At 44.7% G+C, this 15,456-nt stretch carries 14 protein-coding genes and 1 tRNA gene; 11 read left to right on the top strand and 4 right to left on the bottom strand.

Annotation, left to right across the window (positions count from 1 at the left end; all coding sequences use genetic code 11):
• Positions 1-93 precede the first annotated feature (93 nt).
• The 3 genes from luxU to uvrB form a co-directional block, all read right to left on the bottom strand.
• Positions 94-438, bottom strand: a complete 345-nt coding sequence (luxU, locus tag OW495_RS22705) for a quorum-sensing phosphorelay protein LuxU (protein ID WP_065103213.1) — start codon at positions 436-438, stop codon at positions 94-96.
• A 23-nt stretch (positions 439-461) separates the two neighbouring features.
• Positions 462-1,850, bottom strand: coding sequence for a quorum-sensing sigma-54 dependent transcriptional regulator LuxO (luxO, locus tag OW495_RS22700; protein ID WP_017111109.1), 1,389 nt, complete (start codon positions 1,848-1,850; stop codon positions 462-464).
• A 272-nt stretch (positions 1,851-2,122) separates the two neighbouring features.
• Positions 2,123-4,153: an excinuclease ABC subunit UvrB gene (gene uvrB / locus OW495_RS22695; protein ID WP_017111110.1), complete on the bottom strand. Its 2,031-nt coding sequence runs from the start codon at positions 4,151-4,153 to the stop codon at positions 2,123-2,125.
• A 509-nt stretch (positions 4,154-4,662) separates the two neighbouring features.
• On the opposite strand from uvrB, the gene OW495_RS22690 reads away from it, so the two are divergent.
• From OW495_RS22690 to OW495_RS22645, 10 genes are all read left to right on the top strand, one after another.
• A tRNA-Asn gene (locus tag OW495_RS22690) sits at positions 4,663-4,738 on the top strand.
• A 525-nt stretch (positions 4,739-5,263) separates the two neighbouring features.
• Complete coding sequence (gene rsxA / locus OW495_RS22685; protein ID WP_004734039.1) at positions 5,264-5,842, top strand: electron transport complex subunit RsxA; 579 nt, start codon at positions 5,264-5,266, stop codon at positions 5,840-5,842.
• Between the two features lie 2 nt (positions 5,843-5,844).
• A complete protein-coding gene (gene rsxB / locus OW495_RS22680; RefSeq protein ID WP_004734040.1) occupies positions 5,845-6,438 on the top strand; it encodes an electron transport complex subunit RsxB in 594 nt (197 codons plus the stop codon).
• A 7-nt stretch (positions 6,439-6,445) separates the two neighbouring features.
• The gene (gene rsxC / locus OW495_RS22675; RefSeq protein ID WP_289888499.1) at positions 6,446-9,214 is read left to right on the top strand and encodes an electron transport complex subunit RsxC; all 2,769 of its coding nucleotides are present in this window, start codon (positions 6,446-6,448) and stop codon (positions 9,212-9,214) included.
• Entirely contained in the window at positions 9,214-10,260 is a 1,047-nt protein-coding gene (gene rsxD / locus OW495_RS22670; RefSeq protein WP_046209138.1) for an electron transport complex subunit RsxD, read from the top strand. Before rsxC ends, rsxD begins: the two co-directional genes overlap by 1 nt.
• Positions 10,261-10,272: 12 nt before the next feature.
• Entirely contained in the window at positions 10,273-10,902 is a 630-nt protein-coding gene (gene rsxG / locus OW495_RS22665) for an electron transport complex subunit RsxG (RefSeq protein WP_017098008.1), read from the top strand.
• Positions 10,902-11,594 carry an electron transport complex subunit E gene (locus OW495_RS22660; RefSeq protein WP_065677933.1) on the top strand — a complete coding sequence of 231 codons (693 nt, stop codon included), beginning with the start codon at positions 10,902-10,904 and terminating at the stop codon, positions 11,592-11,594. The genes rsxG and OW495_RS22660 overlap by 1 nt, the downstream gene beginning before the upstream one ends.
• A gap of 206 nt (positions 11,595-11,800) precedes the next feature.
• On the top strand, positions 11,801-12,436 hold the full coding sequence (nth, locus tag OW495_RS22655) for an endonuclease III (protein ID WP_010437137.1): 636 nt from the start codon (positions 11,801-11,803) through the stop codon (positions 12,434-12,436).
• A gap of 132 nt (positions 12,437-12,568) precedes the next feature.
• Positions 12,569-12,985: a lactoylglutathione lyase gene (gene gloA, locus OW495_RS22650; RefSeq protein WP_004734046.1), complete on the top strand. Its 417-nt coding sequence runs from the start codon at positions 12,569-12,571 to the stop codon at positions 12,983-12,985.
• Positions 12,986-13,193: 208 nt separating this feature from the next.
• Positions 13,194-13,628: a DUF2753 domain-containing protein gene (locus tag OW495_RS22645; protein WP_017076183.1), complete on the top strand. Its 435-nt coding sequence runs from the start codon at positions 13,194-13,196 to the stop codon at positions 13,626-13,628.
• 95 nt (positions 13,629-13,723) lie between these two features.
• Here OW495_RS22645 and OW495_RS22640 read toward each other — a convergent pair whose 3' ends face one another.
• The gene (locus OW495_RS22640; protein WP_017111115.1) at positions 13,724-14,605 is read right to left on the bottom strand and encodes an OmpA family protein; all 882 of its coding nucleotides are present in this window, start codon (positions 14,603-14,605) and stop codon (positions 13,724-13,726) included.
• Positions 14,606-14,793: 188 nt separating this feature from the next.
• On the opposite strand from OW495_RS22640, the gene rnt reads away from it, so the two are divergent.
• A complete protein-coding gene (rnt, locus tag OW495_RS22635) occupies positions 14,794-15,438 on the top strand; it encodes a ribonuclease T (RefSeq protein WP_017061178.1) in 645 nt (214 codons plus the stop codon).
• Positions 15,439-15,456: the final 18 nt, after the last annotated feature.

The following is a 15,456-nucleotide window of genomic DNA, read 5'->3' as shown; positions in this document are numbered from 1 at the left end:
TAGTGGCTTAAGCTAAACACCTGAAGCCGGTAAAAACAAAAAAGGAGCATAATGCTCCTTTTTTAATATCTGCTTATGCCACTATCAACCGTTTTAGAGATCCGTCATCAACTGCTGATATTCCGTATACGTTGATAACAGAAGTTCTTGCATATCTTGAAAGTCAACATCTGTCACGGGTAACGCTTGTTTCACTTTTGCATCCACACTAATCGCAAAACTACACAAAGAATCGGCACCAAAGCTCGCGGCGCTGCTCTTTAAGGCATGGCTAATGTCGGCCAGATACTTCGATGTATCCGTGTCTTTATTGAGATCTAGGTGCTCATAATATCCTTTCAATTCACCTAAAAATATCTCCAGTAACACTGGGACATTCTCTTGCCCGATTTCGCCGGCAAGCTCATCAACTTTTTGCTGATTTAATACTTTCATCATCGTTCTTTCTTATTGTTTGGTGATTACTGCTTCGCATTCCACGTTTGCAATTTACGGTAAATCGTCGATGGACTGACATCCAAGAAACCTGCCGCGCGTGGGATGTTGCCATCACACGCTTTTATGGCCTGTTCGATTGCCGTTTTCTCAGTGATCCACAATGGGAAAATATCTTTTACCGTGATGTCCTCATTCTGCTTCTCTTTCAGTCGCAGGCTGTTTTCAATCGGTTGATTCAATGGGGGTGGAAGCATGTTCAGAGTAATCTCTTTACCATTATTCAATACCACCACATTTCGTAATACGTTTTGTAGCTGACGAACGTTACCCGGCCACTCGTATTGGTTAAAGCGATCCAACACTTCCTGAGCAAAACGCACAAAGGCCTTACCTTCCTCAACAGACATATAGCCCAGCAGCGAGTACGCAATTTCAATAACATCTTCCCCACGCTCGCGCAGTGGCGGCAAGTGCAAAGGAATCACGTATAAACGATAGTATAAATCCTCTCTAAAGCGACCTTCTTGTACTTCTTTCCAAGGGTCACGGTTAGTTGCACAAACAAAGCGCACATCAACGCTCTTCATTTTTGAAGAACCGACTTTTTGGAAAGTACCAGTTTGAATGAAACGTAGAAGCTTGGTTTGCAGTTCAAGATCCATTTCGCACAACTCATCGAGGAACAAGGTTCCACCATCTGCAAGTTCAGCCGCGCCTTGTCGATCCGTTGCCGCCCCAGTAAAGGCGCCTTTAACGTGACCAAACAGTTCACTCTCAATCAAATCTTTTGGAATAGCGGCACAGTTAATCGCAATAAAAGGCTTATCACCACGCTTACTCGCAGCGTGAATCGCTTCTGCACACACCTCTTTACCGGTACCACTTTCACCTGTGATGAAAATACTCGCTTTACTCGATGCTGCAGAATCGATCGTTCGGTAGACCTGCTGCATGGTTTGGCTGCTACCAATGAAGCCTTGATAGTTTTGATTACCGGGATGTTCAGCGCTGTTTTTGAGTTTTGTCGCTTTGCGTATCGCGTTGTTCACCGTAATACGAAGTCGGTCGGCTTCACACGGTTTAATAAGGAAATCTTGAGAACCATGACGCATCGCTTCAACGGCCGTATCGATCGAGCCGTGAGCCGTCATAAAGATCACAGGAACTTCTGGGTATTTTTGTTTTACAGCAAATAGCACGTCCATACCCGTCATATCAGGTAGACGTAGATCTAATAAAATAAGGTCTGGGATTCGATGATTCAAACTCTCAATTGCATCGCGGCCTGTGCCGACAATGTTGATATCAATCTCGAGCGGTGTAAGATACGAGCGATATAGAGCCGCTACTGAAGCGGTATCCTCTACCATCAACAAATACTTCGATTTGTTATCTAGCGTTTTTGATTGCATATCCTAGCCGTTATAATTTGCATTTCTTATTATAATCGCATTCCGCTTTGCATTATGCAAATTAACCACAGTATTTGTGGAACATTTCTTTCCCTGTTTAAAACAATCAATGTGTTATCGATGTGGCACGAACGATGCAGTTATCCAACTGACCTTCGGGTCACCTAGCCAACTGACGTTGTTAGTGGACCTTGTGTTCACAAACGTAAGCCAGTAGAACATTTACTACTGGCTGTTTTTTTGTCTGAAATTCCAGTCCCGACGAGCTAACCTTAACTATTGGTAATGAACTGCTTTCTTAACTGTTCAATTTCATCACGCTTCTGTGCCGCCAATTCAAATTCCAAGTTCTGAGCATGTTGATACATTGCCGCTTCCAGTTTACTGATCTCTTTATCAAGCTGCTGTGGTGTAAGCACGGCATAACTTTCAGAAGGTTCAGCAACCTTAGATAGCGGAACTTGCTTAGATTGTCGCTGTTGTTTGGATTTAGTCAGGTCACCCAGCTCCATAATATCTTTGATATTACGTTTCAATGCTTGCGGCGTGATGCCTTGCTCTTCATTGTAAGCTTGTTGTTTTTCTCTACGACGATCAGTTTCATCAATCGCTTTTCTCATTGATTTAGTAATCGAGTCACCATACAAGATAGCTCGACCTTCCAGGTTACGCGCCGCACGGCCAATGGTCTGAATCAGAGAACGCTCAGAACGTAAGAAGCCCTCTTTATCAGCATCAAGAATCGCCACCAGCGATACTTCAGGCATATCCAAACCTTCTCGAAGTAAGTTAATGCCCACTAACACGTCAAACTCGCCCAGTCGAAGATCTCGAATGATCTCTACACGCTCAACCGTATCGATATCTGAGTGCAAGTAACGAACCTTAACACCATGCTCACTCAGATATTCTGTTAAGTCTTCAGCCATTCGCTTAGTTAGCGTAGTGACAAGTACACGTTCTTCTTTCACTGAACGTATTCTGATTTCAGACAACAGGTCATCAACCTGAGTCGCGACAGGCCTTACTTCGATGATCGGGTCAAGTAAGCCAGTAGGACGCACTACTTGATCAGCAATCTCACCGTCTGATTTCTCAATCTCATAATTACCCGGCGTGGCCGACACAAAAATAGTCTGAGGAGCGATCGATTCGAACTCTTCAAACTTCATCGGACGGTTATCTAACGCCGAAGGCAGTCTAAAGCCAAACTCAACCAAGGTTTCTTTACGCGAACGGTCACCTTTATACATGGCGCCAATTTGCGGCACAGTTACGTGTGACTCATCGATAATCAGCAAACCATCATTAGGTAAGTAATCAAATAAGGTTGGAGGAGCTTCACCTTCATTACGTCCACTCAAATAGCGAGAATAGTTTTCAATACCCGAGCAGAAACCCAGCTCCGTCATCATCTCAATATCAAACTGAGTTCTTTGGGAGATGCGCTGTTCTTCGAGAAGCTTGTTGTTGTCTTTTAAATATTGCGCCCTATCGCGTAACTCATCCTTAATCTTCTCAATCGCTTCAAGGATTTTCTCTCTTGGAGTGACATAGTGCGTTTTTGGATAAACCGTAAAACGAGGTAAGTCTCTCTGTTTAATAGCACCAGTTAACGGGTCAAAAATACTGATACAGTCTACTTCATCATCGAACATTTCGATTCGAACTGCGTCTTGGTCAGATTCTGCGGGGAAGATATCAATCACTTCACCACGGACACGGAACTGACCACGCTCAAATGCTACATCGTTTCTCGAATATTGCAGCTCAGCCAAGCGGCGTAAGATATCACGCTGATCCATGACCTCACCACGACTCAAGTGCAGCATCATTTTCAAATAAGACTTAGGATCACCGAGACCATAGATAGCCGATACAGACGCCACAATGATGGCGTCTTTACGTTCAAGAAGCGCTTTGGTCGCTGATAGCCTCATTTGTTCGATATGGGCATTCACAGACGCATCTTTCTCAATGAAAGTATCAGTGGTTGGAACGTAAGCTTCTGGTTGGTAGTAATCGTAGTAAGAAACGAAGTACTCGACGGCATTATTTGGAAAGAAAGATTTCATCTCACCATAAAGCTGAGCAGCCAACGTCTTGTTCGGTGCTAACAGAATGGCAGGTCTTTGCGATTGGGAAATGACATTGGCAAGAGTAAAGGTTTTACCTGAGCCCGTTACCCCTAATAGAGTTTGATGTGCCAAACCAGAATCTAATCCATCTAGTAATCTGGTTATCGCTGTCGGCTGGTCACCGGACGGGCTGTAGTCCGATACCAAATCAAAGAGTTTGCTCATAGGTTGCCATTTCCATACTGTGTTTTTAATCAGGTCATTGTCACTCTAGGAGCCATCTCGTTGCAACTATTATCTAGAGAAATGCGCCTTAAGATTGAATATCAGTGATAGCTTTTAATTTTAGAACTTGGTATTATCCGTGCCCCTGCAAAGTTTCCCCAGCTAAATTACTCGAATTTTAATCCACTACTTTTCCCCAAAAAATCTAAAAATACCGCTTGTTTTACTGTTCGCTTTCTAATCTATAAAAGTTATACAATCGTGATACTTTGGTACTATTCCTTTAAATACATCACGTTATCTATAATTTTTACATTTTCAGATTTACTCCAATTATTGTTGTTAAAGTTTCGCACACACACTTATCCACAATTTTGGTGGATAACTAAAGCAAAGCTAAATCTGATAAGGCATCCAAGAAAGTAAAGTTTTTTATCTTACTTTTTTCTACTATTTTTTATTGACAGAAAACAGGTCTCTTATTAGAATTCGCGTCGCTAACAAGCAATTCCCCTTTAGTTCAGTTGGTAGAACGGCGGACTGTTAATCCGTATGTCGCAAGTTCAAGTCTTGCAAGGGGAGCCAAATTCAGAAAAAGGCTCAATCGAAAGATTGGGCTTTTTTCGTATATAACTGCGACTAACTTGCTCCAAGTTAATATCACACCCGAATCGTCAGACCGTGCTACCCGCCCGCGTTCAAGTCTCGACAAGGGGGCCAAATTTAAAGAAGCCGCATCACTCGATGCGGCTTTTTGCATTTTTAGCGAACTTACTTTCTGCAATACACCCCATCCGGCCGCCAATGGCACTGAATTAACAGCAGTAAATCGGTAAAAATTCATTCTTTGATTCATCTCACCTCCGATTTTTCAGCTGTATAGAAAAGTGAAATCAGTGTGTACTTAAATGATCAGCCAAAGATCATCGTGATACCTCAGAGCACGCTTACACCATTAAAATCTATGTCTATACTTACTGCAGCTTTGATAATCAAACGATTACCTGATGTTTTTTTCACCAAGTGTCTAAATCCCTAGTGATCCTTGGTTGTTATTAGGTGAGCAAAGCAGGATAATATCGGGATCGGAATCTCAAGAATTAATCCATTATGACCGAATACCTTTTGTTGTTGGTTGGCACAGTGCTGGTCAATAACTTTGTGCTAGTGAAGTTTTTAGGACTATGTCCATTTATGGGAGTCTCCAAGAAACTGGAGACTGCGATTGGCATGGGCCTCGCGACGACTTTCGTTCTGACGTTAGCGTCGGTATCTGCATACCTAGTAGAAACCTACATCCTTACCCCTCTGGGTATTGAATACCTGCGTACCATGAGTTTCATCTTGGTTATCGCGGTGGTTGTTCAATTTACGGAAATGGTCGTTCACAAAACCAGCCCAACGCTATATCGCCTATTGGGTATCTTCCTGCCTCTTATCACCACCAACTGCGCGGTGTTAGGTGTGGCACTTTTGAACATCAATGAAAACCACAACTTCATTCAGTCGATCATCTATGGTTTCGGCGCAGCGGTTGGTTTCTCTCTTGTTCTGATCCTATTTGCTGCGATGCGTGAGCGTATTGCGGTTGCTGATGTACCAATGCCATTCAAAGGCGCATCGATTGCGATGATCACAGCAGGCCTAATGTCTCTGGCATTTATGGGCTTTACTGGGTTGGTGAAGTAAGAATGAGTACCATCTTAATTGCAATCATTGCACTCGCCGTTTTAGCCGCTGTTTTTGGCGCTATCTTAGGCTTTGCTTCTATTCGCTTTAAAGTAGAAGCCGATCCGATCGTTGATCAAATCGATACCATTTTACCGCAAACTCAATGTGGCCAGTGTGGTTACCCTGGTTGTCGCCCATACGCAGAGGCGATCGCTAACGGAGACAAGATCAACAAATGTCCTCCTGGCGGCCAAGCAACCATTGAGAAGCTCGCAGATTTAATGGGCGTAGAAGTTGAAGACTCCGCTCATGACTTAGATAACAAAGTAAAAACCGTTGCCTTCATTCATGAAGATATGTGTATTGGCTGCACCAAATGCATTCAAGCCTGCCCTGTCGACGCCATTGTTGGTGGCACCAAGGCACTTCACACAGTAATCAAAGATGAATGTACAGGTTGTGATCTATGTGTCGCACCGTGCCCTACTGACTGTATCGAAATGATTCCAGTGGCAACAACGACTGAAAATTGGAAATGGCAGATGAACATCATTCCTGTTACTGATATCACTAACCAAGCAACTGATGCGACCGCGTCAGAGCCTAAGGCATAGGGTTAGTATGATCTCTTTAATTGAACAAATTCGCACGGGCTCAATTTGGAACTTCCCGGGCGGTGTGCACCCTGCTGAAAACAAGAAACAGTCGAATACTACTGATATCGTGCATGCAAGGCTCCCAGAAGAAATCGTTCTTCCAGTGAAACAGCACATCGGTAAGCCAGGTAACTTATTGGTTGCTGCGGGTGACACTGTGCTAAAAGGCCAACAACTGACAGCCTTGGATACAGGTTTTACATTGCCGGTACATGCACCAACATCGGGCGTGATTACTGCTATCGAATCAAGAACTACCGCTCACCCTTCGGGTTTGAGCGAGCTCAGTGTGGTCATTAAACCTGACGGCTTAGACACTTGGATCGAAAAACATCCAGTTGAAGACTTTTCAACAAAGACCTCAGACGAACTGCTTGATGTAATTCGCCAAGCTGGTATCTCAGGCATGGGCGGCGCAGGCTTCCCTACCGCGAAAAAGCTTCAGTCAGGCCTTGGTCGTACTGACATTTTGATCGTCAATGCTGCGGAATGTGAGCCTTACATCACCTCAGATGACAAATTGCTTCAAGAACATGCAGATGAAGTATTAAAAGGCATCGAAGTGGTTGAACACATCCTTCAACCAAAACTGACCGTGATCGGTATTGAAGACAACAAACCAGACGCAATAAAAGCACTTGAGATTGCAGCGAAAGACAAAGATATCGTCATTCGTGTTATCCCAACCAAATACCCTTCTGGTGGTGAGAAACAGCTCATAAAGATCCTCACCAATAAAGAGGTTCCAGCTGGCGGCATTCCTGCAGACATAGGTGTTTTAGTTCAAAACGTCGGCTCTCTTTATTCAATTAAGAGAGCAGTAATCGACGGTGAACCTGTCGTTAACCGCGTGGTGACTTTAACCGGTAAGACCTTTAAGCAACCTCGTAATGTTTGGGCACTATTAGGTACACCAGTACACGAGTTACTTGAAGAGTTTGGCTACAAAGCCGATAAAAAGCTTCCGCGTTTGATTTTGGGTGGCCCTATGATGGGCTTCACCTTGCCACATGCCAATGTGCCAATCACTAAAACGTCGAACTGTATTTTAGCGCCAACGCGTCGTGAGATCTCTCCAAGCACTTACGAGATGGAATGTATTCGTTGTAGCGCGTGTGCCGAGGCTTGCCCCGCATCACTTCTTCCTCAACAACTGCAATGGCATGCGAAAGCCAATGAGTTGGATAAGTGTGAAGAACTGAATATTAAAGACTGTATTGAATGCGGTGCTTGTGCATTTGTCTGCCCAAGTGAAATTCCTCTTGTTCAGTACTACCGCCAAGCAAAAGCTGAGATCAAAACTCGAAAAGATGAAGCCGCTGCAGCAGAGCGCGCCAAGATTCGTTTCGAAGAGAAAAACGCTCGTATGGAGCGTGACAAAGCAGAACGTGAAAACCGCTTTAAGAAAGCAGCTGACAACCGTCGTAAAGATATGAAGTCTGCGGATGGTGATGATGCGATTGCAGCTGCGATTGCTCGCGTTAAAGCGCAAAAAGCCGCGGCAAACCAAGCTCCTAATGCAGAACCAGCGGTAAAACCTGCGGTTGCTGCTGCGATTGCCAAGGCAAAAGCAAAACAAGCTGCGGCTCAGAAAACGGATAGCGCTGAACCAGACAATACTGAAATGTCGAAACTGCGTGAAGAACGTAAACGACAAGCTCGAGAGCGCAAGGCACAACAAGCAGCAACTGATGCACCTGCAGAAAGCTCAGGCGATGCTAAGAAAGATGCTGTCGCTGCAGCTATAGCTCGCGCTAAAGCCAAGAAAGCACAGCAAGTGGAATCGGCTTCTGAAGCTCCGATTGAAAAATCAGGCGACGCTAAGAAAGATGCAGTCGCTGCAGCCATCGCTCGCGCTAAAGCCAAGAAAGCGCAACAAACAGAATCAGCTTCTGAATCTCCGATTGAAAAATCAGGTGACGCTAAGAAAGACGCGGTTGCTGCGGCTATTGCTCGCGCTAAAGCCAAGAAAGCACAACAAACAGAATCAGCTTCTGACGCTCCGGTTGAAAGTACTGGCGATGCTAAGAAAGACGCCGTCGCTGCTGCAATAGCTCGCGCTAAAGCAAAGAAAGCACAACAAGCAGAATCGACTTCTGAGACTCCGGCTGAAAGTTCTGGCGACGCTAAGAAAGATGCTGTCGCTGCCGCTATCGCTCGTGCTAAAGCGAAGAAAGCTCAACAAGCGGAGTCAGCTACTCTAACCGAAAGTGAAGCTCCAGTTGAAAAATCAGGCGATGCTAAGAAAGATGCAGTCGCTGCGGCCATTGCTCGCGCTAAAGCCAAGAAAGCACAACAAGCTGAATCTTCTACTCAAACAGAAAGCGAAGCTTCAGCTGAAAGCTCTGGTGATGCCAAAAAAGATGCAGTCGCTGCAGCTATTGCTCGCGCCAAAGCGAAGAAAGCACAGCAAGCTAAGCAGGTCGAAGCAGAAGCAATCGCTCCTGAAATAGAAGTGGAAGCTGAAATTCAATCAGAACCAGTGGATCCTAAAAAAGCTGCTGTTGCCGCTGCAATAGCTCGCGCTAAAGCAAGAAAGGCACAACAAGCGAAACAGGAAGAGTCAGCAGAAACACCTGAATCTGTGGTTGAACCTGTAGTTGAATTAAAGACTGAGACTCAACAAGAACCAGTCGACCCTAAAAAAGCAGCGGTTGCTGCAGCGATTGCTCGTGCTAAAGCAAGAAAGGCGCAGCAAGAGCAAGACAAAAAGAATAATGAGGAGAAAGAGTAGTGGCCTTCTTTATCGCCAGCTCACCGCACGCGCACAATCGTAGAAGCACCCCAGATCTGATGAAATGGGTGGCTATTTGTGCATTGCCAGGTCTACTAGCTCAAACCTACTTCTTCGGATGGGGTACGCTCATCCAGTTAGTATTTGCTATCGCACTTGCTGTTACCTTTGAAGCAGCCGTAATGCTGCTAAGAAAACGCCCACCAGTGATGGCATTGCGTGATTACAGTGCGGTTGTGACCGCTTGGCTGTTAAGTGTCGCTATTCCCCCACACTCCCCGTGGTGGATTCTAGTCATAGGTATGTTCTTCGCTATTATTATTGCGAAACACCTATATGGCGGCCTTGGACAAAACCCATTTAACCCAGCGATGGTGGCTTACGTTGTTTTGCTGATCTCATTCCCAGTTCAGATGACCAGTTGGAATGCTCCTACTAGCTTAACCGCTGAAGCAACGAGCTTTGTTGACTCATTTTTGATGATCTTTACTGGCTTCAATAATGAAGGTTTATCTCTTCAACAAGCGCGTCTTGGTATTGATGGCACCACGATGGCAACACCACTCGATGCATTCAAAACCGCACTAACGGCAGGCAACACGGCTTCTGAAGCTCTTTCTCAACCACAATTCAGTTGGTTAGCAGGCGTGGGCTGGGAATGGGTTAACCTTGCTTACCTTGTTGGTGGCCTAGTGTTGATTAAGCAACGTGTGATTCAATGGCATATTCCGGTAGCTTTCATCGGCAGCCTTGCGCTGTTTAGCCTGGTATTCTTAATCTTAACTCCAGGTGAAACCGCTTCACCAACCATTCATCTATTGTCTGGTGCGACTATGCTCGGCGCATTTTTCATTGCGACCGACCCCGTTTCAGCATCAACGACAGTAAAAGGTCGCTTAGTGTTTGGTGCTCTGATTGGCGGGCTAGTCTTTATTATCCGCAGTTGGGGTGGCTTCCCTGATGGCGTGGCGTTTGCTGTATTGTTAGCCAACATGTGTGTTCCACTGATTGACTACTACACCAAACCTCGTACATACGGCCACTAAGGAGCGGATACCATGCTAAATGCAATTAAGAAAAATGGCCTTGTACTCGCGATTTTTGCTTGTGCTTCAACAGGTTTGGTCGCGGTAACTCACTACCTGACCAAAGATCAGATTAAGCAGCAAGAACAGGCTCAATTACTGTCCGTGCTTAATCAAGTGATCCCGCACGATCTGCACGATAATGAACTGTTTTCAGCCTGTACTCTGGTTCAAGCAGAAGAGTTGGGGACTGAACAAGCGATGCCAGCTTACATTGCTAAACTCAATGGTGAGCCAAGCGCGATTGCGATCGAAGCGATTGCACCCGATGGTTACAACGGCGCGATTAAGGTCATTGTTGGAATGAAAATCGATGGTACCATTTTAGGTACTCGCGTTCTTTCCCACCAAGAAACACCGGGATTGGGTGATAAGATTGATCTTCGTGTTAGTGATTGGATTCTTTCATTTGCCGGTAAGCAAGTGACGGATTCTAATCTTGACCGTTGGAAGGTTCGTAAAGATGGTGGTGACTTTGACCAGTTCACTGGCGCAACCATTACGCCAAGAGCTGTCGTTAAGTCAGTGAAGCAAGCGGTGCAGTACGTTAACCAAAACAACCAAGCATTGCTTGCTCAACCTCTAAATTGTGGTGGTGAATAATGAGTGATCATAAAACACTAATTAAAAATGGCATGTGGTCCAACAACCCTGCCCTAGTGCAACTCCTTGGCTTATGTCCGCTGTTGGCTGTCTCTTCAACTGTGACTAATGCTCTTGGATTAGGTATCGCTACCTTGCTTGTATTAGTCGGGTCGAACGTGTCTGTTTCTCTGGTTCGAAACCATGTGCCAAAAGAAGTGCGTATTCCAGTATTCGTGATGATCATTGCTTCACTGGTAACCTGTGTTCAACTTCTGATGAACGCCTACGCGTATGGCCTTTACCTCTCTTTGGGTATCTTTATCCCGCTGATCGTAACCAACTGTATCATCATTGGCCGAGCGGAAGCCTTCGCGTCTAAAAACGAAGTTTTACCTGCTGCTCAAGATGGGTTTTGGATGGGTCTTGGCATGACATCAGTACTAGTTGTATTGGGTGCAATGCGTGAGGTTATTGGTAACGGGACCCTATTTGATGGCGCAGACCTACTCCTTGGTGATTGGGCTTCGGTGTTACGAATCCAGATATTCCAATTTGATAACAGCTTCTTGTTAGCCCTGCTACCACCCGGCGCCTTTATTGGTGTTGGTTTCTTGATTGCTTTGAAAAACATCATCGACAACCAAGCTAAATCTAGACAGCCAAAACAAGAAAAACCAGCTATTGAACGCGCTCGCGTTACCAATGCCTGATAAGTTACAGTAGCTTAAATCCTGCTGAGTAGCTCAACCGCTCAGCAGGTAAATAGATTGACCAAGCACACATAATAATGACGCTCATAAGAGCGCGTAACCGATGATAAAGCCTGAACCATTGCGGAACTTGTTATTTTAAAACGAGTAAGTTTGAAAGAACTTCGCCGGAACTCAAGCCCTAACTATTTGAAAGTAATGTCGCTATGAACAATGTAAAACGAGTAGAAATACTTGAGCGTTTAAGAGAAAACAATCCAAAGCCAGAAACCGAGCTTAATTGGAACAGCCCTTTCGAGTTGCTGATCGCAGTGCTCTTATCTGCGCAGGCAACCGATGTCAGCGTAAACAAAGCCACTGATAAGCTTTATCCTGTGGCTAATACTCCACAGGCTATTTTCGACCTAGGTGTCGATGGCCTAAAAGAGTACATCAAAACCATCGGCCTGTTTAACTCAAAAGCAGAAAACACCATCAAAACGTGTCGCATGCTGCTTGACCTACATAATGGTGAAGTACCGGAAGATCGCGCTGCATTAGAGGCCCTTCCAGGCGTTGGCCGCAAAACTGCAAACGTAGTGTTAAATACCGCCTTCGGTTGGCCAACGATTGCCGTTGATACTCACATCTATCGTGTATCAAACCGCACTAAGCTAGCGATGGGTAAAACCGTCGACGATGTCGAAGCAAAGCTACTTAAAGTAATCCCAAAAGAATTCAAACTGGATGTCCACCATTGGCTCATTCTTCATGGACGTTACACCTGTGTCGCACGTAAACCACGCTGTGGCAGCTGTATCATTGAAGACTTGTGTGAGTTCAAGGAAAAAACCGACGTCTAGGCTAGCTCTAAGCGAATGAAGCGAATGAAGCTAAGAAGCTAAGAAGCTAAGAAGCTAAACAATGCCGCATTTTTCTAGCGGCATAAAACAGAATTACAAAAACGTATACATAATTAAAGCTAGGAGCAAATCATGTCAAACGGCCGTATTTTACACACCATGCTACGCGTTGGTGATCTAGACAAGTCTATCGAGTTCTACACCAATGTAATGGGCATGCAGCTGTTACGTAAGAACGAGAATAAAGAGTACGAATACACACTGGCTTTCGTTGGCTTTGGTGACGAATCTCAAGGCGCTGTGATTGAGCTGACTTACAACTGGGGCACGACTGAATATGACCTTGGCTCAGCTTTTGGTCACGTTGCTATCGGTGTTGATGACATCTACACAACGTGTGACGCGATTAAAGCAGCAGGCGGTAATGTGACACGTGAAGCGGGCCCTGTAAAAGGCGGCTCTACTCACATCGCATTCGTTAAAGATCCTGACGGCTACATGATCGAGCTTATTCAGAACAAACAAGCAAGTGCTGGTCTAGAAGGTTAATTCCTAACAAACCCGCTATGAAGCTTGGCTTTGAAAATAAAGCCAAGGCTAATCCAAAAAGAAGCGAGCACTATGCTCGCTTCTTTTTTATGTTTCCACGCATGAACAATACCCTTCACCAATTATTATTAACAATCTCACCAATGAAACTTTACATGATAATGATTATCATTTAAATTAACCACCTATTGATTAGTGAGGTAATACAATGATTAGCGAATGGGAAAAACACACGTTACTTGCCGATACTGCATTGCAGCTCGACGATCCTGTACGAAGTATTCTTCACTATCAGCAAGCATTAAACTTAAGCGAAGAAATTACTGAACGCACTGATATTCAGGCTGATGAGCGTTTGCTGATTTCGGTTATCTCTTGCCATAACCTTGCTCAATTCTGGCGATGGGCCGGAGATACAGACTACGAACTCAAGTACCTTCAACTTGCTTCGGAAAAAGTACTGACACTGATTCCGCAATGCCCGAATACACAATGCTCCAGCTTTATAGATTCTATTGGTTGCTGTAAGAAAGCCCTTATCGATTTCATGAAACGCCATCCCAACCCTAAAATTGCCTCTATGGTTGAAAAAATCGATACCGCGACCAACTGTGAAATGATCGCTCGTTTCCGCTTGAACTAAACAAGTTACGTTGAGACAACGACTTCAAAGTTAAAATACAAAAAAGCCCGTCATTTCGACGGGCTTTTTGATTGGAGCTTTAGATTTTATTCAAGCTAGACCTGCGTTCTACCCAATGAGATAACAACGCGGCGGTTTTGATCTTTACCAATTGGTGAATTGTTGTCGGCAATTGGACGACGCTTACCATAACCTTGCACTTGAATACGATCTTCCGGTAAACCGAGTGACTTAAAGTACTCTCTTAACGACTCCGCTCTTCGCTCTGAAAGATTCTGGCTAATGCCTTTGCTGTCAGCAGAATCGGTATATGTGGCCACCAGCACCAGATCAATGTCTTGGTTATAGCGAACATAGTCAGCTATCTGGCTTAACCTTTTACGTGATGATTTGTTCAACTGATCGCTGTTACGATCGTAATGCAAAATAGTGAAAGAGATATCTTCGAAGCTGTAAGGCAATAAGTTGGCGATACAGTCACTGAACACATTGTACTTTTCTTGGAACAACACCGACGATAACGACACTTCGATACGCTGATCTCGGCTCTGCCACTCTTGGTAACTGAATGTCGGGTAGCGCCCTTTCTCTAGCTCACTCAAGATTCCCCACGCCGTTTGACCGCCAACGTAGCCATCAAATTGTTGGAAAAACTTAATGGTTGTCATGCGATCAGCACTTTCACCCGGACGCCAAGGTGGCGGCATCGAGATCAAACTGACATTACGCGTAGCACCCATTGGGCGGCGCATTTTAAGCTCAAAGTCCAAAATGATTTTTTTACTCGCGCGAGATGAGAACTCAGCATCACCAAAATTTGGAATCGGGTGAACCAAACGACATTCTAGTGGTGTGTTAGCCACCATCTCCCACGCCGACTGTTGAGGAGATGCTCCATAACGCTTTTCTTGCGCCAAAACCGATGGCGACATAAGTAGCGAAAATAGCATTGAACCTGTTATGAGTTGTTTCTTCATAAAGTGGAGTATCTCTTAAGCAATTCGTTTAACAATGCAGCCAATTGCCGCATTTTTCTCTCGCGTTTAAATATGCAATTATCAAGCCGAGATGGTGCGGCTAATTTATGATTTATTGACCTTTCCTAGTTTTTATCACCGCTATTATCTGCAATAATGCAGCCTCAATCACACTTATTTGGGCTAACATGACTGTAGAAAACGAAGCTCTGACCCTAAAAAAACGCTTTCGTGGCTATTTTCCAGTGGTCATCGACGTGGAAACCGCAGGGTTTAACGCTGAAACTGATGCATTATTAGAGATCTGTGCCATTACATTAAAAATGGATGAAAACGGAGATCTGCACCCAGCATCAACGCTTCATTTTCACATTGAGCCTTTTGAAGGCGCAAATATAGAGCAGGCAGCATTAGACTTTAACGGAATTAAAGACCCATTTAGCCCATTACGTGGTGCAGTGTCGGAACAAGAAGCCCTTAAAGAAATCTATAAGCTAGTGAGAAAAGAACAAAAAGCTTCAGATTGCAGTCGCGCAATCATGGTCGCTCACAATGCTACGTTCGATTTAAACTTCGTTAATGCAGCAAGTGAGCGTTGTAAGCTTAAACGCGTCCCTTTCCATCCATTTGCAACTTTTGACACTGCAGCTCTTAGTGGTCTTGCCTACGGTCAAACCGTTTTGGCTAAAGCTTGCCGCACTGCGGGGATGGAATTTGACAACAAAGAAGCACACTCTGCTTTGTATGATACGCAAAAAACCACAGAGTTATTTTGCGGCATCGTAAACAAATGGAAAGCCCTTGGTGGTTGGCCTCTTGTTGACGAAGAATAAAAAATAGAGTCGGTAAAC

Source organism: Vibrio sp. 14N.309.X.WAT.E.F5 (genome assembly GCF_030397615.1).
Taxonomy (GTDB): domain Bacteria; phylum Pseudomonadota; class Gammaproteobacteria; order Enterobacterales; family Vibrionaceae; genus Vibrio; species Vibrio lentus.
Note: the sequence above shows the minus strand (reverse complement) of the source record. Positions and strands in the feature narration are given on the sequence as shown.